At 32.7% G+C, this 26,017-nt stretch carries 23 protein-coding genes and 1 tRNA gene; 18 read left to right on the top strand and 6 right to left on the bottom strand.

From position 1 onward, the window contains the following. Window positions 1-69: 69 nt before the first annotated feature. The 8 genes from topA to JC605_RS00085 all read left to right on the top strand — a co-directional run bounded on the left by topA (window position 70) and on the right by JC605_RS00085 (window position 11,072). Complete coding sequence (gene topA, locus JC605_RS00120) at window positions 70-2,598, top strand: type I DNA topoisomerase (protein ID WP_198854314.1); 2,529 nt, start codon at window positions 70-72, stop codon at window positions 2,596-2,598. An 8-nt stretch (window positions 2,599-2,606) separates the two neighbouring features. Beyond that, on the top strand, window positions 2,607-3,758 hold the full coding sequence (locus JC605_RS00115; RefSeq protein WP_198854313.1) for a formimidoylglutamase: 1,152 nt from the start codon (window positions 2,607-2,609) through the stop codon (window positions 3,756-3,758). Between the two features lie 262 nt (window positions 3,759-4,020). Continuing rightward, window positions 4,021-5,415, top strand: coding sequence for a gliding motility lipoprotein GldK (gene gldK / locus JC605_RS00110; protein WP_008467094.1), 1,395 nt, complete (start codon window positions 4,021-4,023; stop codon window positions 5,413-5,415). A gap of 56 nt (window positions 5,416-5,471) precedes the next feature. Continuing rightward, window positions 5,472-6,119 (top strand): gliding motility protein GldL, encoded by a 648-nt coding sequence (gldL, locus tag JC605_RS00105; protein WP_198854312.1) that lies wholly within the window; start codon window positions 5,472-5,474, stop codon window positions 6,117-6,119. A gap of 52 nt (window positions 6,120-6,171) precedes the next feature. After that, entirely contained in the window at window positions 6,172-7,716 is a 1,545-nt protein-coding gene (gene gldM, locus JC605_RS00100; protein ID WP_198854311.1) for a gliding motility protein GldM, read from the top strand. 45 nt (window positions 7,717-7,761) lie between these two features. Continuing rightward, entirely contained in the window at window positions 7,762-8,751 is a 990-nt protein-coding gene (gldN, locus tag JC605_RS00095; RefSeq protein ID WP_198854310.1) for a gliding motility protein GldN, read from the top strand. A 179-nt stretch (window positions 8,752-8,930) separates the two neighbouring features. Next, on the top strand, window positions 8,931-9,920 hold the full coding sequence (gene gldN, locus JC605_RS00090) for a gliding motility protein GldN (protein ID WP_198855505.1): 990 nt from the start codon (window positions 8,931-8,933) through the stop codon (window positions 9,918-9,920). Window positions 9,921-9,998: 78 nt separating this feature from the next. Then, the gene (locus tag JC605_RS00085) at window positions 9,999-11,072 is read left to right on the top strand and encodes an FAD-binding oxidoreductase (protein ID WP_198854309.1); all 1,074 of its coding nucleotides are present in this window, start codon (window positions 9,999-10,001) and stop codon (window positions 11,070-11,072) included. On the opposite strand, the gene JC605_RS00080 is transcribed toward JC605_RS00085, so the two are convergent. Further along, a complete protein-coding gene (locus JC605_RS00080) occupies window positions 11,053-11,436 on the bottom strand; it encodes a DUF983 domain-containing protein (protein ID WP_198854308.1) in 384 nt (127 codons plus the stop codon). The two genes, JC605_RS00085 and JC605_RS00080, sit on opposite strands and share 20 nt — an antisense overlap. Before the next feature lie 377 nt (window positions 11,437-11,813). On the opposite strand from JC605_RS00080, the gene JC605_RS00075 reads away from it, so the two are divergent. Continuing rightward, window positions 11,814-13,733 carry an ABC-F family ATP-binding cassette domain-containing protein gene (locus JC605_RS00075; RefSeq protein WP_198854307.1) on the top strand — a complete coding sequence of 640 codons (1,920 nt, stop codon included), beginning with the start codon at window positions 11,814-11,816 and terminating at the stop codon, window positions 13,731-13,733. Between the two features lie 261 nt (window positions 13,734-13,994). On the opposite strand, the gene JC605_RS00070 is transcribed toward JC605_RS00075, so the two are convergent. Next, the gene (locus JC605_RS00070; RefSeq protein WP_198854306.1) at window positions 13,995-14,957 is read right to left on the bottom strand and encodes an App1 family protein; all 963 of its coding nucleotides are present in this window, start codon (window positions 14,955-14,957) and stop codon (window positions 13,995-13,997) included. 61 nt (window positions 14,958-15,018) lie between these two features. Here JC605_RS00070 and JC605_RS00065 point away from each other — a divergent pair, with 61 nt between their 5' ends. Beyond that, window positions 15,019-15,888, top strand: a complete 870-nt coding sequence (locus JC605_RS00065; RefSeq protein WP_198854305.1) for a diacylglycerol kinase family protein — start codon at window positions 15,019-15,021, stop codon at window positions 15,886-15,888. A gap of 13 nt (window positions 15,889-15,901) precedes the next feature. On the opposite strand, the gene JC605_RS00060 is transcribed toward JC605_RS00065, so the two are convergent. Next, entirely contained in the window at window positions 15,902-17,047 is a 1,146-nt protein-coding gene (locus tag JC605_RS00060) for a GNAT family N-acetyltransferase (protein WP_198854304.1), read from the bottom strand. 119 nt (window positions 17,048-17,166) lie between these two features. After that, window positions 17,167-17,655: a DUF1761 domain-containing protein gene (locus JC605_RS00055; protein ID WP_198854303.1), complete on the bottom strand. Its 489-nt coding sequence runs from the start codon at window positions 17,653-17,655 to the stop codon at window positions 17,167-17,169. Between the two features lie 179 nt (window positions 17,656-17,834). Here JC605_RS00055 and JC605_RS00050 point away from each other — a divergent pair, with 179 nt between their 5' ends. Beyond that, the gene (locus JC605_RS00050) at window positions 17,835-18,677 is read left to right on the top strand and encodes a Two component regulator three Y domain protein (RefSeq protein WP_198854302.1); all 843 of its coding nucleotides are present in this window, start codon (window positions 17,835-17,837) and stop codon (window positions 18,675-18,677) included. A gap of 234 nt (window positions 18,678-18,911) precedes the next feature. Continuing rightward, complete coding sequence (locus JC605_RS00045) at window positions 18,912-19,217, top strand: hypothetical protein (RefSeq protein WP_198854301.1); 306 nt, start codon at window positions 18,912-18,914, stop codon at window positions 19,215-19,217. 108 nt (window positions 19,218-19,325) lie between these two features. Here the strand turns inward: JC605_RS00045 and JC605_RS00040 are convergent, their stop codons facing one another. Further along, window positions 19,326-20,525, bottom strand: coding sequence for a PQQ-binding-like beta-propeller repeat protein (locus JC605_RS00040; protein ID WP_198854300.1), 1,200 nt, complete (start codon window positions 20,523-20,525; stop codon window positions 19,326-19,328). Between the two features lie 229 nt (window positions 20,526-20,754). Next, a tRNA-Glu gene (locus JC605_RS00035) sits at window positions 20,755-20,826 on the bottom strand. A 397-nt stretch (window positions 20,827-21,223) separates the two neighbouring features. Here JC605_RS00035 and JC605_RS00030 point away from each other — a divergent pair. From JC605_RS00030 to JC605_RS00005, 6 genes are all read left to right on the top strand, one after another. Beyond that, a complete protein-coding gene (locus JC605_RS00030) occupies window positions 21,224-21,529 on the top strand; it encodes a hypothetical protein (protein WP_198854299.1) in 306 nt (101 codons plus the stop codon). A gap of 252 nt (window positions 21,530-21,781) precedes the next feature. Further along, window positions 21,782-22,279, top strand: a complete 498-nt coding sequence (locus tag JC605_RS00025; RefSeq protein ID WP_198854298.1) for a CAP domain-containing protein — start codon at window positions 21,782-21,784, stop codon at window positions 22,277-22,279. A gap of 167 nt (window positions 22,280-22,446) precedes the next feature. Next, window positions 22,447-23,247, top strand: coding sequence for an SDR family oxidoreductase (locus JC605_RS00020; RefSeq protein ID WP_198854297.1), 801 nt, complete (start codon window positions 22,447-22,449; stop codon window positions 23,245-23,247). A gap of 93 nt (window positions 23,248-23,340) precedes the next feature. Beyond that, window positions 23,341-23,721: a DUF4440 domain-containing protein gene (locus JC605_RS00015; protein ID WP_198854296.1), complete on the top strand. Its 381-nt coding sequence runs from the start codon at window positions 23,341-23,343 to the stop codon at window positions 23,719-23,721. A gap of 38 nt (window positions 23,722-23,759) precedes the next feature. Beyond that, entirely contained in the window at window positions 23,760-24,014 is a 255-nt protein-coding gene (locus tag JC605_RS00010) for a hypothetical protein (protein ID WP_198854295.1), read from the top strand. Between the two features lie 436 nt (window positions 24,015-24,450). Next, entirely contained in the window at window positions 24,451-25,839 is a 1,389-nt protein-coding gene (locus JC605_RS00005) for a serine hydrolase (protein ID WP_198854294.1), read from the top strand. Window positions 25,840-26,017 lie beyond the last annotated feature (178 nt).

Genomic DNA, 26,017 nt, shown 5'->3' with positions numbered 1-26,017 from the left:
CCTCAAAAATGCATTCGTAAGGTTAATATTTAAAAAAAATAAATACTTTTGTTGCAGAAAAATAGAGCAATGGCAAAGAATTTAGTAATAGTGGAGTCACCTGCAAAGGCGAAAACGATCGAGAAATTTCTTGGGAGTGATTTTCAGGTGGAGTCAAGTTATGGACACATAGCAGACTTACCATCAAAGGAAATAGGAGTAGATGTAGAAAATGGTTTTAAACCTAAATATGAAGTTTCTCCGGATAAAAAAGCCTTGGTAACGAAGCTGAAGTCACTTTCTAAAAATGCCGAAACGGTTTGGTTAGCATCCGATGAGGACCGCGAGGGAGAGGCTATTTCATGGCACTTGGCGGAAGAATTAAAGCTAGATCGAAAAAAGACCAAACGTATTGTTTTTCATGAGATTACAAAATCTGCGATTCTCAAAGCAATCGATAATCCAAGAGAAATTGACTATAATTTAGTAAACGCGCAACAAGCACGTCGTGTTTTAGATCGTTTAGTAGGTTACGAATTATCTCCGGTTTTATGGAGAAAAATTAAAGGTGGACTTTCAGCGGGTCGTGTACAATCTGTTTCTGTACGTTTGATTGTTGAAAGAGAACGCGAAATACAAAGTTTCAATGCAGTTGCAACTTATTCTATTGTTGCAGAATTTGTAAACGAAGCAGGAAAAGCTTTCAAAGCAAAACTTCCAAAAAACTTCAATACTAAAAAAGAAGCCGAAGATTTCTTAAATCAAAACATCGGTTCTAAATATAAGGTAGCAGATTTAGAAACTAAACCTACCAAAAAATCTCCAACAGCACCTTTTACAACTTCTACGTTACAACAGGAAGCAGCAAGAAAATTATACTTGCCAGTTGGAATCACCATGCAATTAGCGCAGCGTTTATACGAAGCCGGACTTATTACTTATATGAGAACCGACTCGGTAAACCTTTCTAAAGAAGCAATGGATGCTGCACAAGCAGAAATCATAAAATCGTACGGGAAAGAATTCTCTAAACCGAGAACTTTTGCAAATAAAAGTAAAGGAGCTCAAGAAGCGCACGAAGCAATTCGTCCGACAGATATGTCTCGTCACACCGTAAATATCGATCGTGACCAAGCTCGTTTATACGATTTGATCTGGAAAAGAACTTTGGCTTCGCAAATGAGCGATGCACAGTTGGAAAGAACAAACGTAAAAATTGAAGCAGATAACCACAGCGAAATTTTTACAGCTTCTGGAGAAGTATTGCTTTTTGAAGGTTTCTTAAAAGTGTACTTAGAAGGTCATGATGATGATGAGGAAGAGCAAGAAGGAATGCTTCCAGCTTTAAAAGTAAATGAGAAACTAGCAAATAACTATATTACAGCTACAGAACGATATTCAAGACCGCCTGCACGTTACACTGAGGCATCTTTGGTTAAAAAATTAGAGGAACTTGGAATCGGACGTCCGTCAACTTATGCACCAACAATTTCTACTATTATTAATAGAAATTATGTTGAAAAAGGAACTCTTGAAGGTGTAGAGCGTAATTATACACAGCTTACTTTACAAAATAGTAAAGTTGGTGAAAAAGTGTTGAAAGAAAATACAGGTTCTGATAAAGGAAAATTGGTTCCTACAGATATTGGAACTATTGTTACTGATTTCTTGGTTAAGAATTTCGGAAACATTTTAGATTATAATTTTACTGCAAAAGTAGAGCAAGACTTTGACGAAATTGCCGAAGGAAATATTGACTGGGCAAAAATGATGCAGGATTTCTACAATCAATTTCACCCGAATGTTAAAGAAGTTGAGGCAAATGCTGAGCGCGAAAGTGGTGAAAGAATCTTAGGAAAAGATGCAGACGGAAGGCAAGTTTCTGTTCGTTTAGGAAAATTTGGGCCAATGGCGCAAATTGGAGAAGCAGATGATGAAGATAAAAAGTTTGCTAGTTTAATGGCGGACCAAAATATAGGAAACATTACACTTGAAGAAGCTTTGAACTTGTTCTTGCTTCCAAAAAGTTTAGGTGAATATAAAGGAGAAGAAGTTGAAGTGAATAATGGTCGTTATGGTCCTTATGTTCGTCACGGAAGCGTTTTTATTTCATTGCCAAGAGGAGAAGATCCGCTTAATGTTTCTAAAGAAAGAGCTCAAGAGCTAATTGACGAGAAAGCACTTGCAGATGCGCCGATTGCTGTTTATAAGGGCGAAGGTGTTCAAAAAGGTGTGGGACGTTTTGGACCATTCATTAAATGGAACGGACTTTTTGTAAATGTGAGCAAGAAGTATAATTTTGATAATCTTTCTCAAGCTGATGTTGAAGAATTGATCGAAGACAAACTTCAGAAAAACATTGATAAAGTTATTCATAACTGGGAAGAGGAAGGAATTGTAGTAGAGAAAGCCCGTTGGGGACGTTCTGTAATTCTGAAAGGAAAAATCAAAATTGAATTAAGTAAAGATGTTGATGCAACAAAATTAACATTGGCTCAAGTTCAAGAAATGATTGCTGCTAAAACACCAGCGAAAAAAACACCTGCAAAGAAAACTGCAGCTAAAACAACAACGGCTAAAAAAGCTCCAGCTAAAAAAACGGCTGCTAAAAAGAAATAAGTATATAAATGGAATTTGATTTTCTAGAACCAGTTAATGACGGAATTATAAAATTCGTCGGAGCGCTGTCTTCACAAGAGCTTGGAAGCAAAGTTGTCTTTCATACCCAAGATCAGTTTCCTGATATTGAACAGATTAATATTGCTATAATTGGTGTTTTAGAAGACCGTACAAATATCAATATGATTAACGAGGTTAATCTTTCGGCTGTACGTAAAAAGCTATATGGTATGTTTCCTGGTAATTGGGATGCTTCAATTGCTGATCTAGGTGATATACTTGCAGGCGATTCTGTAGAGGATACTTACTATGCATTAAAGAAGGTTACAGCTACATTAATTAAGAATAAAGTCATTCCTATAGTCCTGGGAGGTTCTCAAGATTTGACCTATGCTTTGTATCGTGCTTATGATGATTTAGAGCAAATGGTAAATTTGGTTGCTGTTGATAATAAGTTTGATTTTGGTAAGGAAAACGAGTCAGTTTCAGCCAATTCTTATTTGACAAAAATTATTATTGATGAGCCAAATAACCTTTTTAACTATTGTAATATAGGATATCAGACTTATTATAATTCACAAGAAGAAATCGATTTGATTGAGAAATTATTTTTTGATGCTTATCGATTGGGTGAAATCTCAAATAAAATCACTCTGGCTGAGCCAGTTTTCAGAGATGCAGATTTGGTTAGTATAGATTTGAATTCTGTAAAATCTTCTGCGTCAGCAAATATGGTGACTTTTGAGCCAAACGGATTTAATGGAAAAGAAATTTGCGCTCTAGCTAGATATGCTGGTATAAGTGATAAAGTTTCTTCTTTTGGAATATTTAATCATAATAGCACACTGGCCGAGTCGGTTATTATTTCTCAGATTGTATGGTATTTTATTGAAGGGTATCACTATCGCTCAAAAGAGTATCCGTTTGGAAGCCGAGCAAACTATTTAAAGTATATAGTTCCGTTAGATGATGAAGAATTGATATTCTATAAAAGTGATAAAACAGAACGTTGGTGGATAGAAATTCCATTTGAATCAAATGGGAGCAATAAATTGAAAAGAAATACGTTATTACCCTGTTCTTATGATGAATATTTGTCGGCTTGCAATCAAGAATTGCCAGAAAGATGGTGGAAAGCGCAACGAAAAAATGCTTTATAGGCCGAAAATTTAAGTGAAATCTTAAATTTTTAAAACCTCTTTAAAAAGGTTAAAATAAATTAGTAAGAAAATATTTACAATACATAAAAATTAACGTTTTACATCGATTTTTTGGTACAGTTTGTCGATAAAATATTTTTTTTTTATTTTATTTAACATTATTTTTGAACGGTAAAATAAATTCGCAAGTAGTATTGTTTTTTAGATAAATAATAAATACGTTTACGGACTTTTAATAATGAATAGATAATCCCAAATTTATATGAAGAAGTTTATTGCATTTGCAGCAATGTTAACACTAGTAATCGGCTGTGGTAAGTCAGGTGACAAAGGTGAATTAGTTGGTGTTACAGGAGGGAAATGGCATCCCGAGAAGCCTTATGGAATGACATTAGTTCCGGGTGGATCTTTTATTATGGGTAAATCAGATGCTGATTTAGCTAACGTAGAAGATGCTCCAACTAAAACAGTAACTGTTCGTTCATTTTACATGGATGAAACAGAGATTACAAATAGTGAGTACCGTCAATTTGTGGAGTGGGTAAAAGACTCAACAATGAGAGTTCGTTTGGCAATCTTAGCAGACGAAACAGGTCAGAAAGCTACTGATGGAAAAGGTAAAAAAGGCGGAAGTATTGCTGATTATGCTTTTAATGATTCTGATCCAGAAAAAATGACAGCTTATGATAAATATATGTATGACAACTATTATAGTGTTGGTACAAAAGACGATCCGTATGCTGGAAGAAAATTAAACAGAAAAGTTAAGTTAATTAAAGATACAAAAGCATATCCAGATGAATATTATGCTGAAGTAATGGACTCTATGTATTTACCAATTGAAGAATCATATAATGGTTTAAGAACAATTGACGTAAATAAATTGAAATTCCGTTATTCTTGGATGGATATTCAGGCTGCTGCAAAAGCTAAAGTTGGAAAAAGAAGCGACTTCGTAAAAACTGAACAGGTAAATGTTTATCCTGATACTGCAGTTTGGATTAAAGATTTTGCTTATTCATATAATGAGCCAATGCACAATGACTATTTCTGGCACAAGGCTTACGGAGATTATCCTGTAGTTGGTGTGACTTGGAAACAAGCTAAAGCATTTTGTGCTTGGAGAACTTTAAATAAAAATAGCTACATTAAATCTAAGAAAAAAGGACGTGACTTAGTAAATGCTTTCAGATTGCCAACTGAGGCAGAATGGGAATATGCTGCTAGAGGAGGTCTGGAGTCTGCAACTTACCCTTGGGGAGGTCCTTATACTAAGAGTGATAGAGGTTGTTTCTTAGCAAACTTTAAGCCAAGTAGAGGAGATTATGCTGCTGACGAAGCTCTTTACACTGTTGAAGCTAAATCTTACGATGTAAATGGTTATGGCTTGTACAACATGGCAGGAAACGTTTCTGAGTGGACGGATTCAGCTTACAATCCAAACGCTTACGAATATGTTTCTACAATGAATCCAAACGTAATCGATGGTAAAAACCAAAGAAAAGTTGTTCGTGGAGGATCTTGGAAAGACGTTGCTTATTTCCTACAAGTAAGTACTCGTGATCACGAATATGCAGATTCTGCTAGAAGTTATATCGGATTTAGAACTGTACAAGATTATATGGGAACGCAAGTTACCGGAAACAGAAAAAAGTAATTTTATAATTTTATCAATATCCAACAAATCTATTTTAAACCTAAAAAAAAAGTATTATGGCATTATTAAGTAAAAAAGCAATGAATTTCGCTTATGGTATGGGAGCGGCAGTGGTAATCGTTGGAGCGTTATTCAAAATTACTCACTTCGAGATTGGACCATTAACAGGTACAGTTATGCTTTCAGTAGGATTACTTACTGAGGCGTTAATTTTTGCGCTTTCTGCTTTCGAACCAGTTGAAGAAGAACTAGATTGGACTCTAGTTTACCCTGAATTAGCTAATGGACAAGCTAGAGAAAAAAAGGCTAAAGCTGAAACTCCAACTGATGCTCAAGGATTATTATCTCAAAAATTAGATTCATTATTAAAAGAGGCTAAAATTGACGGTGAATTAATGTCAAGTTTAGGAAACAGCATCAAAAACTTCGAATCTGCTGCTAAAGGAATTGCTCCAACAGTTGATTCTATCGCTTCTACTAAAAAATACGGTGAAGAGTTATCTTTAGCTGCAGCTCAAATGGAATCATTAAACAGTTTATATAAAGTACAATTAGAAAGCGCTTCTAGAAATGCTGAGGCTAACAAAGAAATCGCTGAAAACGCTTCTAAATTAAAAGAACAAATGGCTTCTATGACTGCAAACATTGCTTCTTTAAACAGTGTTTATGGTGGTATGCTTTCTGCAATGAGTAACAAAGGATAATTAGTTTTTAACTAGATATTATATTTATTAATTAAGGACTAATTAGAAAAAAATGGCAGGAGGAAAATTAACCCCTAGACAGAAGATGATCAACCTGATGTATCTGGTTTTCATCGCAATGTTAGCAATGAACGTATCAAAAGAAGTTATTTCAGGTTTTGGTTTATTTAACGAAAAATTTGAAGCTTCTAATGTTACATCAATCACAAACAATACTGCTTTATTGCAAGCTTTAGATCAAAAAGCAGCAGAAGCTAAAGGAGAATTTGCAGTAGCAGCTGCAACTGCTCATAAAGTTGAAACTATCTCAAAAGATTTTTATGCATATCTAGGAACTTTAAAAGCTCAATCTATAAAAGGATATGAAATTGATAAAGAAACTGGAAAACTACCATACGAAGCTATGGATAGAGGTGATAACATCGATGACTGGTTCACAGGAGATGGTTATACTAAAAAAGGAGATGCAATTATTGCTGCAATCCAAAAGTATAAAGCAGATTTAAAAGCTGCTTTAGGTTCAGATAAAAAATATGCTAACATTATAGCAGAAGTTGAGAAGAAATTTGATGTTTCTGATGTAAAAAATAAAGAAGGTATAAAAGAAAAATACTTAGCTTATCACTTTAAAGGATTTCCTGCAATTGCTTCAGCTGCAAAACTTTCTGCATGGCAGAATGATGTTCAAAAAGCTGAAACCGATGTTTACAACAGTGCTTTAGGAAAAGCTGCTGTTCAGGCTGCTTCTTACAGCAACTATCAAGCAATTGTGGTTTTAGATAAAAATGCTTATTTCCAAGGTGAAAAAGTTACTGGTAAAGTTGTTTTAGGTCGTTATGATGAAAATACTAAACCAGAAAGCGTTTCAGGAGCAGTATTAGATCCAGCTACTGGACAAGCAAAAATTAACTTAACAGCAGGAAGTGTTGGAGAACAAAACATTGGTGGTCAATTCAATTTTATTGAAGATGGTAAAAAAATTAATCTACCATTTAAAGGCACTTACGTTGTAGTTCCAAGACCAAACTCTGCTACAATTTCTGCAGACAAAATGAACGTAGTGTATAGAGGTGTTGTTAACCCTATCTCTGTGTCTTTTGCTGGTGTTGCTGATAATAAAGTTGTTGCTAGTGCTCCAGGTTTATCTTCTGCTGGAAAACCAGGAAAATATAACATGAGCCCAGGTCAAGGTACTGAAGCTACAATTTCTGTAACAGGTACTTTACCAAACGGTGATAAAGTAACTGATAAGAAAACATTCAGAATTAAAGGTATTCCTGGTCCAACAGGAACAATTAGAGGTGAAATGGGTGTTGTAAAAGGACCTAGATCTAACCTTGAAGTTGCTACTATTGGAGCTAAACTTCTTGATTTTGATTTTGAAGTTGAGTTAGATGTTGTTGGATTCAATATGAAAATTGCTGGACAACCTACAGTTGTTGTTACAGGAAACAAAATGAATGCACAATGTAAACAAGTACTTTCAAGAGCAGGTAAAGGAGACCAAGTTACTATTTCTGAAATTAAAACTAAACTTGTTGGAGCTGGTAGTTATTTATTGCCAAGAACTGCTCCTGTAATTTACGAAATACAATAATAAAGGTAGTGTAAACTACATTCAATATCTTATAACGATACCACGATGAAAGTAAGAAATTTTTTAATAGCTATTTTTTGTATCGCTGGAGGTTTTGCTTCTAATGCGCAATCTAATTTGCTAAACGCTAAAACTCCTGCTCAAATTGGACTTAAAACTCCTGCTCAATTAATATCTGATAATGATAAGCCTTTGGCTTATGGCTATGTAGATGATAGAGATGTTTTGATGGGAAAAACAACATGGGAAATCATTGACTTAAATGAGAAGATTAATTTTCCAATGTATTTTCCGGTAGATACAGCTAATATTGGTCCTAATAGACGTTCTCTTTATGACGTTTTAACCAAAGCTATTAAAAGTGGAAAAGTTACTGAAGTTTATACTGACAGTTATTTCAACACTAAAAAATCTATGAAAGACATCGAAGGATCATTATCTCGTATTGATACAACAGATGCAGGTAGAGAGTTAATTAACCAATACCCAGATGATTATAAATCACGAGTTGTGAAGAAAAAAGTTGTTTCTGGTAAAGGTAAAAATAAATCAGTTTCTTATGTTGAAGAGACAGTTGGACCAACAAGAACAGTTCCTGCTGAATATATCTTAAAACAAGATCTTACTGCTGCAGATGTTACTCAGTATAAAATTAAAGGATATTGGTATTTTGATAAACGTCAAAGTGAGTTAAAATATCGTTTACTAGGAATTTGCCCAGTAACTCCTGATGTTTATACAATGAATAGTGACGAAAAGGATTATATTGAATTGTTTTGGGTATTCTTCCCAAATGCAAGAGAAGCTCTGCATGAAGCAAAAGCTTTTAATGACAACAATTCAGCTCTTCCGATCTCATTTGATCAGATTTTAAATTCTAGACGTTTTAACGCTGTTATTTACAAAGAAGAAAACCTTTATGGAGATAGAGCTATTAGCGATTACATGAAGGATAACGCACAAAATCAGTTATTAGAATCTGAAAGAGTGAAAGAGAAAATTCGCAACTTCGAACAAGATATGTGGAACTACTAAGTTGATACATAGCATGATAATTAAAAAACTCTTACTACCTTTGTAGTAAGAGTTTTTTTTATGTCTATAATCAATTAATGCTCCGAAGTGATATTGGAATGCATTATTTTTTATTTATGTAGGAAAAATAACAATATTTATAATAAAATTTCGTTTAATGTCTTGTAAAAATTATCATGATGAAAGTAAGAAATTTATTAGTTGCTATTGTTGCTGTTCTTGGAAGCCTATCTTCTAACGCTCAGTCTAATTTACTTAATGCCAAAACTGCCGATCAGATAGGAATTAAGACACCAGCTCAAATGATATCTGATAACGACAAACCTCTAGCATATGGTTATGTTGACGATAGAGATGTTTTAATGGGGAAAATGGTTTGGGAAATTATTGATTTGAATGAAAAAATCAATTTTCCGTTATATTTTCCCGTGGATACGGCTAATATTGGTCCCGAACGACGTTCATTATATGATATTTTGACGAGAGGAATCAGAAGCGGAAAGATAACAGAAGTTTATGCAGACAGCTATTTTAATACAAAAAAGTCTTTAAAAGATATTCAAGGCGCACTATCACGTGTTGATACTACCGATGCTGGGCGAGAGCTTATTAATCAGTATCCTGATGACTTTAGAACGCGTGTGGTCAAGAAAAAGGTTGTTACTGGAACTGGAAAAAATAAAAAAGTCACTTATGTTGATCAAACTGTTGGACCAACAAGAACTGTTCCTGCTGAATATATTTTGAAACAAGACTTGACAGCTGCAGACGTTAGTATGTATAAGATTAAAGGATTTTGGTATTTTGATAAAAGGCAAAGTGATTTAAAATATCGTCTGCTCGGAATTTGTCCTGTAACCCCTGATGTTTACACGATGAATAGTGATGAGAAAGATTATATCGAGCTGTTTTGGGTTTTCTTCCCCAATGCGAGGGAAGTATTGCATGAAGGAAAAGCTTTTAACGATAAAAATTCGGCAATGCCAATTTCGTTTGATCAGATATTAAACTCCAGATATTTTAATTCTGTTATCTATAAAGAGGAAAATGTATATGGTGATCGTGAGATTAAAGATTACATTAAAGATAATGCACAAAGCCAATTGCTAGAATCTGAAAGAGTAAAAGAGAAGATTCGTAATTTTGAAGAAGATATGTGGAATTACTAAGGTCTTAAACTGAATAATAAGAAAAACTCTTGCTACCTTTGTAGTAAGAGTTTTTTTATTTTATCTATACACTGCACAATGCTTGATTATTTAATCGTCGGATCTGGTTTGGCTGGAATTTCTTTTGCTGAAGTTGCGCTTAAAAACAATAAATCTATTTTAGTTATTGATGACAAGTCTCAGAATTCTTCTAGGATTGCCGGAGGTTTATATAATCCAGTAATTTTAAAACGTTTCAGTGAGGTTTGGAATGCGAAGGATCATTTGGTCCTGATGAATGAGTTTTATGATGTGGTGGAAGATAAATTACATGAGAAATTTAACTTTAAGATGCCAATTCTAAGAAAGTTTTTTTCTATTGAAGAGCAAAATAATTGGTTTGCGGCTTCTGATAAAATAAACTTAGCTCCTTTTTTGTCAACCAAAATAATTACTAAGAAATATCAAGGTATTGATTCTCCTTTCGATTATGGAGAAGTTCTGCATACAGGTTATGTCAAAACAGGACAATTATTAGAAAGTTACAGAGCATATTTAAAAGAGTATAATTTACTTCTGGAAGAATCTTTTCATAGTTCTTTTTTAGAGATTCTTGATTTAGGAATTCAATATAAAAATATTAAAGCACGCAATATCATATTTGCAGAAGGTTTTGGGTTGCATAAAAACCCTTATTTTAATTATCTTCCTTTGGATGGAACAAAAGGGGAGTTGTTTTTAATAAAAGCACCTGATTTGAAATTAGATTTAATTGTTAATACCAGTGTTTTTATTTTACCAGTAGGTGGCAATTTGTTTAAAGTTGGAGCTACTTACAATTGGCACGATAAAACAGATCTTCCTACTGAAGAAGGAAAACAAGAACTTCTAGATCGTATTAAGGAAATTATAACGTGCGATTTTGAAATTGTAAAACACTTTGCAGGAGTACGCCCAACAGTTGCAGATAGGAGACCATTAGTAGGGACTCACGAAGCGTACAGTTCTATTCATCTTCTTAACGGACTAGGAACACGTGGTGTCATGCTTGGACCTGCCTTAGCAAAAATGTTATATGATAATATTGAATCGGGAACTCCAATAGATAAAGAAGCCGATATAAAACGTTTCCATAAAAGATATTTGAAATCTCTTATTCCTGACCGGCCTTAGGATCATAAGAAACAAACATATTAATGTATAAGTTTCTCGAAAGACGTAATACAAAAGGGAATAAAACCACTAATGTTAAGATAATTGCGATAAACGATTGTTCTATTGTTGCTTCAAAAAAAACAAATGAAACAATAAAAGCAGCGATTCCGACAGCAACATTTAGTGCATAGCTAACGTACATTGCACCATAAAAAAACGAAGGTTCAATTTGATATTTGAATCCACAATGGCTACAATTTTCATTCATTTTGAGAACCTTACTTAAATGAAGTGGGTTTTTGTCTTCATACATACTTTCTTTTTGGCATTTTGGACAACTTCCTGTAATGATACTATTTAGCTTGGAACCTCTTTTGAACATTTTAAGTAAATTTTATGGTCTTTAATTCATCTCAATTGTATTTGGATACAGTTTGCATGGGAGAATTTATTTAAAGCAAATATAAGGTATTTTCTGGCTTTAAGCTATTTAATTAGGATGAAAACTTATAGTCTGTCTTGGTTTGATGTTGAATTATAATATTCGCCTGCACTATTTTCTTTTTCTTAAAATATCAAATTTATACGAGGTTTTTAGTTTTTGAATTTTCCAAAAGCTATTGTTTTTCAGTATAAAAACTTCAATTAAAAGTTATACTTTTGCACTTTCAAAATTGTAGCAGGATAATTCGCTTGTTTACAGTTTATTTATTTAATGAATATAAAAGGTTTTTTAGCCTTTACTTACAGCAATACATTATGCTTAATATACACAATCTTTCTGTTTCTTTTGGAGGAACCTATTTATTTGAAGAAGTTACTTTTCGTTTAGGCGCTGGCGACCGTGTAGGTCTTGTTGGTAAAAACGGAGCAGGTAAATCTACAATGCTAAAAATGTTGGCAGGAGATTTTAAACCAGACTCAGGAGTTATTTCTCAAGAGAAAGATATTAAAATGGGATTTCTTCGTCAGGATATTGATTTTGAACAAGGAAGAACCGTTTTAGAAGAAGCATATGAAGCTTTTACAGAAATTAAAATTGTAGAGAAAAAGCTTGAAGAAATCAATCATCAATTGGTTACAAGAACCGATTATGAAAGTGAAGAATATGGGCAGATTATAGAAGATTTGTCTGATTACACACATCGTTTCGATCTTCTTGGAGGGTACAATTATGTTGGTGATACAGAGAAAATCCTTTTAGGTCTTGGTTTTAAAAGGGAGGTTTTTAATAACCAAACTGAAACATTTTCTGGAGGATGGAGAATGCGTATAGAATTAGCTAAATTATTGTTACAGTCGAACGATGTATTGCTTCTGGATGAGCCAACCAATCACTTGGATATCGAAAGTATCATCTGGTTAGAGAATTTCCTTCGCAATTATCCTGGAGTTGTGGTAATCGTATCGCACGATAAAATGTTCTTGGATAATGTTACCAATAGAACAATCGAAATCTCTTTAGGAAAAGCATACGATTTTAATAAGCCATATTCTCAATATTTAGAGTTACGTCACGAAATTCGCGAAAAGCAATTAGCAACTCAAAAGAATCAGCAGAAAAAAATTGAAGAGACCGAAAAATTAATCGAGAAATTCCGTGCAAAAGCTTCAAAAGCTTCTATGGCGCAATCGCTGATTAAAAAGTTAGATAAAGTAGAAAGAATCGAAGTTGACGAAGATGACAATTCAGTTATGAATATTTCTTTTCCTGTTTCTAAAGAACCTGGAAAAGTAGTTATTGAAGCTGAACATGTGACAAAAGCATACGGAGACAAAACGATTTTAAAAGATATAAGTTTATTAGTTGAGAGAGGAAGTAAAATCGCTTTTGTTGGACAAAACGGACAAGGAAAATCGACTTTCATCAAAGCGCTTGTAAACGAGTTTGAGTACCAAGGAAACATTAAATTAGGACATAATGTACAATTAGGATATTTTGCTCAAAATCAAGCTGAATATTTAGATGGAGAAATTACTTTGCTTCAAACAATGGAAGATGCGGCAACAGATACAAACCGTATGAAAGTGCGTGATATGTTAGGTTCTTTCCTTTTCCGTGGAGATGATGTTGAGAAAAAAGTAAAAGTGCTTTCTGGAGGAGAACGTAACCGTTTGGCACTTTGCAAGTTGTTGTTGCAGCCAATCAATGTGTTGCTAATGGATGAGCCTACAAACCACTTGGATATTAAGTCTAAAAACGTTTTGAAAGCGGCGCTTCAAAAATTCGGTGGGACTTTATTGTTGGTTTCTCACGATAGGGATTTTCTTCAAGGAATGTCTAACATCGTTTACGAATTTAAAGATCAAAAAATTAAAGAATATCTTGGTGACATCAATTTCTTTTTAGAGCAGCGCAATCTTGAAAATATGCGTGAGGTGGAGAAAAAAGATGTTATAAAAAAAGAAGCTCCAAAAGAAAAAGAAGTTGCAAAAGTATCTTATGAAGATCAGAAAAAAGGGAAAGCACTTCAGAACAGGTTAAGTAAAATTGAAAGCCAGATTCAGCAATTAGAAAAACAAATTCAGCATGACGATAAAATGCTAGAAACTAATTATGATAAACACATCGAAGATGCTTCATTTTTTACAGCTTACAATAAAAAGAAACAAGATTTAGAACAATTGTTAATTGACTGGGAAGTTGTTTCGGAAGAGATTGATAGTTTTAATGCATAGTTTTAATGCATAGTTTTTTTGTTTTAAATTGCAGGCTTCAAGTTTTGTCTTGACGAGTAATTCTTAACACAAAGCACGCTAAGTTTTTATAGTTTGCATTTACAATGTACAAAGTTCGCAAAGCTTTATCGATAGACAGCTTTGCGAACTTTGCGTTTTTATAAAAGCTTAGAGATCAAAAAAACTTGGCGTTAAAACATTCATTCAGTTTAAAACTTGAAACTTGAAACTTGAAACTTGAAACTTGAAACTTGAAACAAACTACTTAATAATTCCAATAGATCGAGAGTGTTCAATTGCTTTGCTGCTTTCTTTAAAATAACAAACAGAAACATTCAGGCTCTCTAGATTTTTCAGGATTTTTTTTACTTCATTTTTCTGAGCTTTGCCAGTTTGTCTAATATAAACGGCAACAACTGTAACGGGAAATATTTTACAGATTCTTTCATAAAGCATTGGGTCGTGCTGAGAATCATCTCCCATTAAAACGTATTTTAGAGTAGGATAGAATTCTACTACATGTTTGATTTTTTCGAATTTATGATCATGATTTCCTCTTCCGCTCATAAAGAAATCGGTGATTCCTCTTTTAATATCTTTTAAAAGAAAAACTGCTTTTGGCAAATGATTTATTTTAGTGAATTTAGCAATAAATCGATATAAATTCCATTCGCTGCTAGAGATGAAGAAAAAGGCATTTACTTCTTCTAGATTGTCTCTTCCAGCAGAACTTAAAGCTTGATAATGAGCTACGACATCTTTAAAAACTTTGCGGTCATTTACATTTCTAAATAATAAAATATAAAGTTTTCGAAAAAAGTTATTTGTGTGTGAAATCAGAAAAGTATCATCAATGTCAGATATAATTCCTAGTTTTCCTTTGTGAGGTCTTATGAAAGTGCCTTTGCATACAACGGTCTCGTCTTTGTATTTCAAGCTTACCTCATAAGGCATCCATCCAAAATGAGTTTCTTTTTCTAGCGGAATGCAAAAATTAAAAAAACCATCATCTAATGTTTTGGTATGAATTATTTCATTATTATAATGAAGATAAACATCAAAATTCTTAATGGTTTTTATTCTGAATAATTTAAGGACAGAGGTAGCATTTTTTAATTTTCTTTTTTCAAAATTGTATTTATGCTCTCTCTTTAAAACGTGTCCCATTACAATTAACTCTTGTTCATTTGCATAACCACGATATAATTGTAGAATTGGTTTCATTAATTACGTATATTTATGTAACTGTAAATTACTCAATTTAATTGGTTTTAAAAATAAAATTTTGAAAAAGAATATACTGTTTGTTGTAAATCCTATTTCTGGAGACTTGGATAAATCGGATTTGATTGATGCTGTAGAAACCTTTGCCGTAATACATCATTTTGATCTGAAAGTGTATGAAACAACTGGAAATAACGATTTAAAAACAATACAATCTTTATACGATGAATCTCGGCCAGAGCGAATTATTGTTGCGGGAGGCGATGGAACTATAAAAATGGTTGCCGAAGCAATGGAAGAGCAAGATGTTATAATCGGGATTTTGCCTGCAGGTTCGGCAAATGGACTTTCTGTTGACTTAAATCTTCCTAATGGAATAGAGGAGAACCTTAAAATAGCGTTTTTGCATCATTATATCGAAATGGATATGATTTGCATCAACGGTAAAAAAAGTATCCATTTGAGCGATCTTGGGTTAAATGCAAATCTGGTTAAAAATTATGAACAGAGTGATGTTCGAGGATTTTGGGGTTATGCATTGCAAGCTTTTACAACGCTGAAAGAATCAGAAGAACCATTTGTCGCAACAATTTCAGCAAACAATAAAACAGTTCAGCATGTTGCAAGAATGATTGTAATTGCTAATTCGCAGAAATATGGAACTGGAGTCATTATTAATCCAAATGGAGCTATGAATGATGGAAAGTTTGAATTGGTGATTTTGAAAAGTCTTGATTTGCTTTTAATTGGAAAAATTATAACTGGAAATATGCCAATTGATTCTGATGATATTGTGATTATTTCGACCGATAAAGCAGAAATAAAAACAGATTATCCTGTTAATTTTCAAATCGATGGAGAATATTGCGGAGCGCAGACTTCTTTAAAAATTGATATTCTGCACAAGCAAATGAAAATTGCAGTTCCTTAATTTTGTTCGAATTTTATTTAAAAGGATTACGTTCCTGCCATTCTGTTTTAGGTTCTAGATAATTAAAAAATCTAGAAATGTTATGATTAATCAAAGCATTGCTATGTGTAATTAAACCATACATCTTTACAGGTTTGGCACCAACAGAGCTTTTGATTTCTAGTGCGGTTCTAGCAAAAACAATTTCTTTGAATCCTTTCTTGATAGAATAAGCAATCATGTCATAAAGCATGTTTAAGTACAGCATTTTTTCACGCTGAACACTTTCATCATAACCTAAAAAATACGTATCCATTACATCGCCGTTTTTGATTAAAGTGTTGAAACCGATTAGCTTTTTGTCTATGAAATAACCATAAAGAAGAAAGTTTTCTCCCATAATTTCTTTAAAAAAACTAAAATGATTTCGAGCCAGAAAAAAAGTATTGAAAGGAGCATTTTTTGCAACATGAAAATACAAATCGTAAATTACATCTTCGTATTGTTTAATGTCAGAAAGAGACATTTGCTGTTTTACAATTCCTTCCGATTTTTTTCGAGCGCGTTTGTACTGATCACGATATTTTTTAGATAAAGCATCAATATAATCTTGTTCTGTTTTCCAACTTTTGTTGATTTCGAAAATCATATTCGGCTGTGTAGAAAACGTATAATTGTTTTTGAATTCAGCTTGAAGCGGTTCGATTTCTTTTGCTGTAAAATCTTTTATGCTTGTAATATGAACTTTTTTTCCGCTTTCTTTTAACTCCTTTTTAAGCTGATTAATCGCTTTATGAAGTGTTTTAATTGCTTTTGATTCTTTGATTGTTTTATCAAAAATAAAAGCATTCTGGCCAGTAAGCATGTTGTTTCCGACAAATAAAACGTGCGAAGCAAAATTCTTTAAAGCAAAATTACGAACAGAGGTTTTTAAGCATTTGTCGCGTTCGCCAAAAGACTCGAGTTTTTCTGCAAATAAAAACTGCGTTAAAACAATTCCGATTAATTTTTCTTCTTCAAAAAGTCCAATAAAATGACAAGTCATATTTACCGGAGAAGAATTTTCCAGTACTTCGAGATATTCTCGTGTCAAAAAAATGTTGTTTGCTGCTAGCGAGTTCCATTCTAAAGGCAATAACGATGCGCTTTTATAAATCTGGAAAGAATATGTTGTATTCAAAAGAGTGAGCTAATTTCTTCAAAATTAGATAATATTTGCAATAACTAACGGAGTTTGAGCTATTATTTGAGAAAAACCCGTTTGAGTTATCTTTTCAAACGGGTTTGAGTATTTTTTATTTAAGCAAATCCGCAGATAATTCCTCCCATAAGAGTTAGGGTAAGCATCCAGTATCCAGCGTGAATGAAAATATATTTCCAAGATTTTCTTTCGAATAAACCATTAATTCCAATTAGCGGAAACGCAAAAAACAATCCAGACATAAAACCATGAAGAGCGCCATGTTTAAAAGTTCTGTAAGCCATTCCGTAATCTGCCATAAAAGCTGCAAATGAAGGTTTTGCACTATCCATTAATGGTGGTCCGCCAACCATTCCGATTGCCCCAGATTGATGGATGGTTAGCGACATTAAAGTCATTGTAATCATTAAAGAAAAGAGGTAAGTCAATCCGAAGATTTTAAGCATATTTCCTTTTCTTAATTCCTCTTGGGTAAGATTGTTTTCCTTCATCCAGATAGTTCCGAATACTTTTGGGCTGTACCAGATAAAACCAGTTACTAGTGTTACAATTGCTGCAATAAATAAGGCAACGAAGTTAATTTGCATAATATGAGGTTTTTAGAATTAGTTAGTCAAATGTAGTTAAAATAAACGCAGATTTTATGAAATATTATAAAGTAGTTTAAATCTTACTAATTATTTTTTTATTAACAGTTTGTCGATATTTAGCGTATTATAGCTATGAATTATATAATTTTACGATTGTAACAAATCCCAAATCTGTTATGAAAATTTTAATTACATTTTCTTTAGTGTTTGCTTTTTCGCTAAGTGTTTTGGCAGATACCATTTCGGATAAAGAAAAAGAAGCGCTTATAAAATTATATCACGCAACAAATGGTTTGCAGTGGAAAACAAAGTGGGATTTAAATCTGCCGGTTTCTACTTGGTATGGAGTTAAAACTCAAAATGGAAAAGTAGTGGCGCTTAATTTAGCAGATAATAATCTGCAAGGCGAATTGCCCGAAGCTTTTTACGATCTTGTAAATTTAGAATCGCTAAATCTGGAAAAGAATAAAATTGAAGGAAGTTTGTCTCCTTCGGTTTTCAATTTGAAAGAATTAGAATTGCTCAATATTGCTAATAATAAATTGTCTGGCGTAATTCCGGCTTCAATTTGTCAATTAGCCAAATTGAAAGACTTGGAGCTTTTTATGAATGCTATTTCAGGAGAGCTTCCGTCAGAAATTGGAAAGTTGAATAAGCTCGAAATTTTAGCCGTTTTTAATAACGAAATTAACGGAAAACTGCCTGTTTCGATTTATAAAATTTCTGGATTAAAAGTGTTGCTTTTGAATAATAATAAGCTTTCGGGAAGTTTGACCAATGAAATCATGAATTTGAATGCGCTGCAGAATTTCAGTTTGTTTGATAATGATTTTACAGGAGCGATTCCGATAGAAATTGAAAAGCTTGCCAATCTGAAAGAATTGAATCTTTCGTACAATAAGTTTACAGGCGAAGTTTCAAAAAAAATAGCACTATTAGATGTGTTGAATATGACAATGATGGATGAGAACGGAAATCCATTTTTATTAGAAATAAACCAAGAAAATAAATTACAATAGTTTACCAAAACCAATCGATGCTTATGAATGAATTTTACATTTAGTTAATTATTAAAACCGTAATTCCTTACGGTTTTCGTTTTTTTAGACCTTAAGGTTTCTTGAAAAAATAACATATAATTTAGAAAGGATTTTTTATGTTTGTCTTAAATTTTTATAACTTTAATAAAAGTATCTAGAGAACCAAAAGCCAAGTAATTGGCGGTAGTACTAATCATTTAATAAAAAGAAATCATGACGCTACAATATCAGGGAGAACAATACGGAAAACCAACAACTTTTACAATTAGAATTATTGGTAACAACTTGTCAAAAAGTAGTTCAAACTACCAGATTGATCTTTTGGTAGGAGATAAAAAATTGCCAACATTTACAAGCGAAATCCACCAAAGCCTTTCTAATTGTTTGAAAGAGATTTATTTGTTTAGAAAACACAACGGAATCCAATTTGACAAGTCAACAGAGAAGATAGTTTCGCTTTATGTTCCTTATGATAAAGTTTTGTATAGCTACAATAAATATGCTTTGTTTAGAGCATAATTTTTCTCAAAAATAAGATAGTAAAAAGACCATTTATAATGGTCTTTTTTATTTGTTGCAATCAAATAAAAAAAGAAGCTTTTTCAAATGAAAAAGCTTCTTTTTTTATTATCGAATTATCTTTAAATAAGCGCTATAAGGATTGTCTGTAATTGAGGTGCGCATATAATATACATTTTCGTCTTTTTCTTTTAAATCGAACTGAATTAATCCTGCGTCGCAATAGTAATAAAGCAAGTTGTCATCATTTGGAAATTCAATATTTGAAATAGGCAGTGTAGTTAGCTTTTCTTCAAAAGCCATTTCGCCGTTTGATAAGTCTAATTCAAAAAGTTTCTTTTTTTGCGTGTATCCCCAAAGATTATCAACTTCTTTAACTATATATTCAACATTGTCGCCCTTAAAATTTGTTTTCCAAAGCTGAGTTCCTGTTTTAGAATCAACAGCATAAATAGAGGAAACTTCTGAGCCTTGCGCTGCAAAATATAGCTTTTTGTCGTGGCAAACTATGCGTTCTTTAACGTTGTTTTGGTTTTCGTCTATTTTAAATTGCCATAAAACATCCAAGCTGTTTGGTTTTAATGCGTATAGCCAATTTTTGTCGCCAGCTATAAAAACACTTTCTCCATCAGTAACGGGTTTTCCAGTCATAGTTTCGTCAAAACTTTTTTGGTTTAGCAATTTGCCTGTATTGGCTTCAAAACAATACACATTGTTTCCGCTTTGGGTAAAAATCTTATTATCGAAAAATAATGGCTCTATGTCGTTGTTTGGCGTGTCCAATTTGTAGTTCCAAGCCAAGCTTCCATCTTTTAAGTCTAAGGCGTATAAATTACTGCTCTGATTTTGATTTTGAGCCGTTATAAATAATTTTCCGTTAGCAATAATTGGAGTTTGATCTTTTAGAACAATCTGATCTTTGATGTTGCCTAATCTTGATTTCCAAAAAATAGCGCCCGTTCCGTTATCTACAGCATAAATTTCGCCATTAACAAACGGAATATATACAACTCCGTCTTGTATCGTTATTTTATTGGCACACATTTCAGAATTAGCATCCGAAGCTTTTACGGTCCAAACAATACTTTCAACTTCCAGATCCCATGAAAAAAGAGAACCGTCGTAGTCGTAAATTAAAATAGAAGTATCGTCTAAAGAGATTTTTTTTAGCGGTTTTAGAGACTTGTTAGTAACAGCTTCTTCTGCAGGTAATTTGCTGTTGGTGTAATTGGTTTTACTGGCGGGTGCTTGTGCAGATATATTTGCAAAGGCGAATACAAATAAAAGGGCTACTAGTTTGTGTTTCATTTTAAGATTTGGGTTGATTTTTTTTTTGATTGTTTCTTATAATCTGAAATTACTTCATTCATAACTTCTTGTTTGCTTTGTTATTGTGTTTGCTGTTTTTGCATTTCTATTTATGGCTAATTTGTAGGTTTTGTGCGCCTCAATAGTTTTTTTAAAAACTCAAACATTTAACGGAGTAAATATAAACAAAAAAAGCTCCAGATTTCTCTGAAGCTTTTGACTTAGTAAGTAGTCCGTGGGGGAATCGAACCCCCCTTACCAGGATGAAAACCTGGCGTCCTAACCGATAGACGAACGGACCTGCTTTGTTATTGCGGGTGCAAAAGTGCAACTATTTTTGAGATGTACAAAGGATTTTGAGAAAAATTTTTATTTTTTTTTTGATGAAAAAGCATTTTAGGCAATCAATATTGGTGTGTTAGTCGAGTTAGTGTATTTGTATTTGTTTGATTAATAAAAAGTTGTTGTGAGATTATGTGGGTAAAATGTTTAACTCTTTAAGGAAAAATATTTTTTCTAAATATTGAATGATTTTGTTTTTGAAAGAATAATCTCTCTATAATTCTGTCAAAATTTAGAGTTCAAATAGGGGAATAATTGTCTTCCTAATTTTTAACAGACGTATTTGACTGGATAAATACGTCCCTTATTTTTTATTTGCACACTTATAAATTTGTCTAATAGAAAAAAGTATGATTATGAAATTACAACAAAAAGAAATAATAGAAGATTTTGTAGTATTAATGAATAAAATTAATTATTTCAAAAAGCTAGAATCAGATCCCAAAAGTGACAATCAGTTTAATTTGTCGTTGAAAATTGCTTCGTATAGCGAATTGAATCTTATAATTGCCTCTTTATTAAAAACAAGTATTTGTGCATTAAAAGATGATCCATCTTCAACAGGAATGGATGTATTGCTTTTGCTTGAAATTGCTTTGCAAATGCTTACAAGTGATGAAATGGAATTGTTAGATGAATTGTATAGGTTAGTTCTGAGATGAGAAAAGTTTCTATAAAGGATTAAAACTTGCATTTTCGAGAGCTAAACTGAGAAGTTGCGCAAATGTCTCCGACTTTGCGCTTTTTAGTTTCTAAGTGCTTCATTTATAGTTGATTTGTTGTGTTTTTTAAGTCTTATTGTGTTGTTTTTTAAGCTTTTACAGGGTTTTTGTTGCTTTTTATAATCTGAAATTTGCACCATAAAATTTAAAAACGAGGCTTCTGTTTTACAACATAAGCAATATGAGGCAAAAATGAAAAAAACATTGCAAAAAGGATTATTGATAGCATTTGTCTTGATTATAAATGCTTGTTCTGCTGATTCCTCTGAAGGGATGCAAACGAATTATAAAGATGAAATTATGGCGAACTATACTTATAGTGCTGTAGAATTGGAAACGATGAAATTAATAAATGATTATAGGATGTCAAGAGGATTGGATTCTATACAAGTAAAAGATTATCTTTCTTTCAAGGCTGAAGAACATGATAATAATATGATCGAAAGCAATTTGGTAAGCCATAATGATTTTGTAAGTCGATCTGAAAATATAAGAAAAGTATTGGGAGCAAAAAATGTAGGCGAAAATGTTGGATACAATTATCAGTCTCCAGAAGGTGTTTTAAATGGATGGTTAAATAGTCCAGAACATAAAAAAATTATTGAGGGAGATTTTAATTATTTTGGTATTTCGATGAGGATAAGTCCTGATGGTAAAAAATATTACACTAGTATTTTTGCAAAAATTTAGAAGCTTATGCTTTCTAATGCATCCAACTGAAAAGCTGCGTAAGCGTCTCCAGACTGTCCCAAAAAAGTTAGACACTATTCGTGAACGTAAGAATAAGAAATTCTTGTTTTTTTGTTATTATGTGGTTTATAATGAATAAGTTATATCTTTAGGGTAAACATTGTAAAATGACAAAAGCGAAAGAAGAAGTAATATGGATAACAGGCGCTTCATCTGGCATTGGAAAATCAATGGCTTTTGAATGGAGCAGATTAGGATATAAAGTTGTTCTTTCGTCAAGACGTAAAGAATTATTGGATAAAGTTGCCGTCACAATTAGAGATTCTGGCGGACAAGCATTAGTAATTCCGTGTGACATAATGGAAGAAACCTCTATTGAAAATGCAGTCCAACAAATTATTAAAGAATTGGGGCGTTTGGATATAGTGGTCGCTAATGCTGGTTTTGGCGTTTTTGGAAGCATTGAAAACTTAACGGCTAAAGATTGGAATAGACAATTACAAGGCAATGTTGCAGGATTAGCCTTAACGGTAAAATATGCACTGCCACATTTAAAGAAAAGCAAAGGACGAATTGGTTTAGTTGGAAGTGTAAGTGCTTATCTTCCTAATCCTAATGTTGGTGCATACGGAGCTTCGAAAGCTGCTGTAAACTCTATTGGACAGACTTTGCAGGTTGAATTAATGGGAACAGGCGTTACTTGTACCACAGTGCATCCCGGATTTGTAGTTTCGGAAATTGCACGAATTGACAATGACGGAGTCTGGCATCCTGAGCAGCAAGATTTACGGCCGTCAAGTTTAATGTGGCCTAGCGATAAAGCTGCCAAAGTAATGGTGCAAGCTATTTTAAAACGAAAGAGAAATTACATTTTCACAGGTCATGGCAAACTTGCTGTTTGGCTGCAAAGATGGTTTCCTGGAGTGATGAGATCTATAATTTCAAAAGGTCCAAAGCCTGATTTATGATTAAAAAGCTTAAATTAAATCTATGTTAAAAGAGCGACTTTATTTCAATATTAATGTGAAATTTGTGAAATGTCTAATTAATAACAAGATGATATGGAAGGTCAAATTATAGAATTGGAAAAAAAATACTGGAACGGAGTTGAAAATAATGATTATGAAACAGTAAGAAATTTGACATTTTTTCCTTGCATAGTTGCCGGAAAAAATGGTATTCAGAGCATCAGTGAGACTGAGTTCAAAAATATGTTCGACTCTGGGCAGACCAATAAAATAAAAGTGCTGAACATCTATGATGTAAAAGAAAAACTAATTGCCGAAAATACTGCTGTAATAGGATATCGTCTTGATTTTGAGATAGTAGATCAAAGTCAAAAAGCGCCTATAAAGTGTGTCTGCACTTCTACTTGGGTTAAAGAAAACAACAAATGGGCATGTGTGATGCATACCGAAACAGAACTGGAAATAAAATCGTAATTTGGTATTGCTTTAATAATAAAATTAACCGCAATTTTATGAGTACTACATTCAATTATGAAATTTATTTTGACAAAAAAATGACAGATGAAGAATCAACGGTATTTTGTAAATTAATGGAAGAAGCAACTACTAATCCGAAATTGATAATTTCGCAAGCTATAGGCGAAGATTTTGTGAAAGGATTTGTAGAATACTGCTTTAGTGGAATGGATAAAGAAAATTCGATAAAATATTTTATTCAACAAATCAATACATTGGATTATAAACTTGAAATAAAAAATTGTAATTGAGGCATCCTTCTTCTGTTCCTCAATAACGCAAGCGTCCCGCCCGTGAACAAAACAATATAAAGCTTCAGAAAAAGTTTCAAAAAATAAAAAAGCTTCAGAGAAATCTGAAGCTTTTTTATTTAGTACAGGGAAGCATTCAAATAGGTGATCATCTTGGATTATTACAATATTTTAGCATGTGCTTCTTAATTTTTTCTATTCTTTTTGCTTGTATAACCACTCATATTAAGTGCTAAAAAGCCTCAATCAAATTTAGTGTCCTTTTAACAGTTTGTAGTGAAAAAAATATATATTTGAGAGATAAATAATGTATGAAATTTATCACACATAGCTATCCAAATTTGGATGGCTATGTGTGGTTTTGTCACACATGTAAATAAGTGGGTGGCTATTTTGCGAGACATCTCACCTACATTAATTAACAAAAAAATAAAAAATGAAATTAACAATTACAATTGGACTTCTTTTAATTGCACATCTTACATTTGGACAAGACAGAATTCAAAAAATTGACAGTTTGCTCAATTCACTTTATTCAAAAGAGAAAATCAATGGAAATTTTCTAATTGCAGAAAAAGGGAAAGTTATTTATAAACATAGTTTTGGACTTGCAAACGAAACAACAAAAGAAAAATTGAACGAAAATTCGATTTTTGAATTGGCATCTTGTTCAAAGCAGTTCACAGCTATGGGGATAATGATACTTAAAGAAAAAGGGAAGTTGAATTTGGACGATGACATCAAAAAATACTTACCCGAACTTTCTTTTTATAAAGGTGTAACTGTAAGAAACTTATTGAACCATACTGGAGGTCTGCCAGACTATATGCAGCTTATGGATAGTCTATTTGATAAATCTAAAATTGCCACGAACAAAGACATAATTGATATATTTAGTAAACATCAGCCAAAAATATTATTTGAGGCAAATACTAAATGGGAATATAGCAATACGGGCTATGCACTATTGGCATCAATAATTGAGAAAGCATCAGGTATGACATACGCTGACTATCTAAAAACAGCTATTTTCCAACCGTTGAAAATGAAAAATACCTTTGTTTACAATCGTAGATTATCGCCAAAGAAAATTGACAATTATGCTTTTGGTTATGTTTACTCAGATAGTTTGAAAAAATATGTTTTACCAGACGAATTGAAAGAGACTAAAATGGTTATTTGGCTTGATGGTATTGTTGGAGACGGAACAGTCAATTCAACTGTAAACGATTTACTGATTTGGGATCGAGCATTATATATCAATAAATTACTCACAAAAGAGGGAATGAAAGCAGTTTTTGAATTAACAACTTTGAAAGACGGAGCTAAAAGGAATTATGGTTTTGGTTGGGGAATTGAAGAAAATGCTGATTTTGGAAAAATTGCAAACCATGATGGAGGTTGGCCAGGTTATGTAACTTTTATCGATAGGCATATTACAAATCATAAAACAATAATAATACTTCAAAATCACAGCAACGTTTCAATTCCTTCTAAAGCAATTAGAAATATTTTATATAATAAACCATTGCCTGCGCAAAAAATCAGAAAAGAAATTAGTATTACAACTGAAGAACTTCAAAAGTTTGTTGGGACTTATGAAGTTGAAAAAGATTTTGAAATCAAAATTTCATTAGATAAAGACCAACTATTTTCACAATTGACAGGACAAGATGCGTACCGAATATTTGTAGAAAGTGAAATGTTATTTTTCTACAAAGTAGTAGATGCGCAAATTCAGTTTGAAAAGAACGAAAAAGGAGAAATTTCAAATTTGTTTTTATTACAGAATGGAAAAAAGATAGAAGCAAAACGGACGAAATAAAAATTCCGATCACTTCGATATATAGACAGCGATAGCGCAGATTTGCAATTTGTGGCCTACAAAGAGAATCAAAAAATGGGTAAAAATAAAAAAAGCTTCAGAGAAATCTGAAGCTTTTGTCTTAGTAGCCCCGCCCGAACTAATGTCGAACTTTTTTCAGGAGGATTTGGAACGTTTA

Source organism: Flavobacterium sp. IB48 (genome assembly GCF_016405855.1).
GTDB lineage: Bacteria > Bacteroidota > Bacteroidia > Flavobacteriales > Flavobacteriaceae > Flavobacterium > Flavobacterium ginsengisoli.
This window is presented reverse-complemented; position numbering and strand designations above follow the sequence as displayed.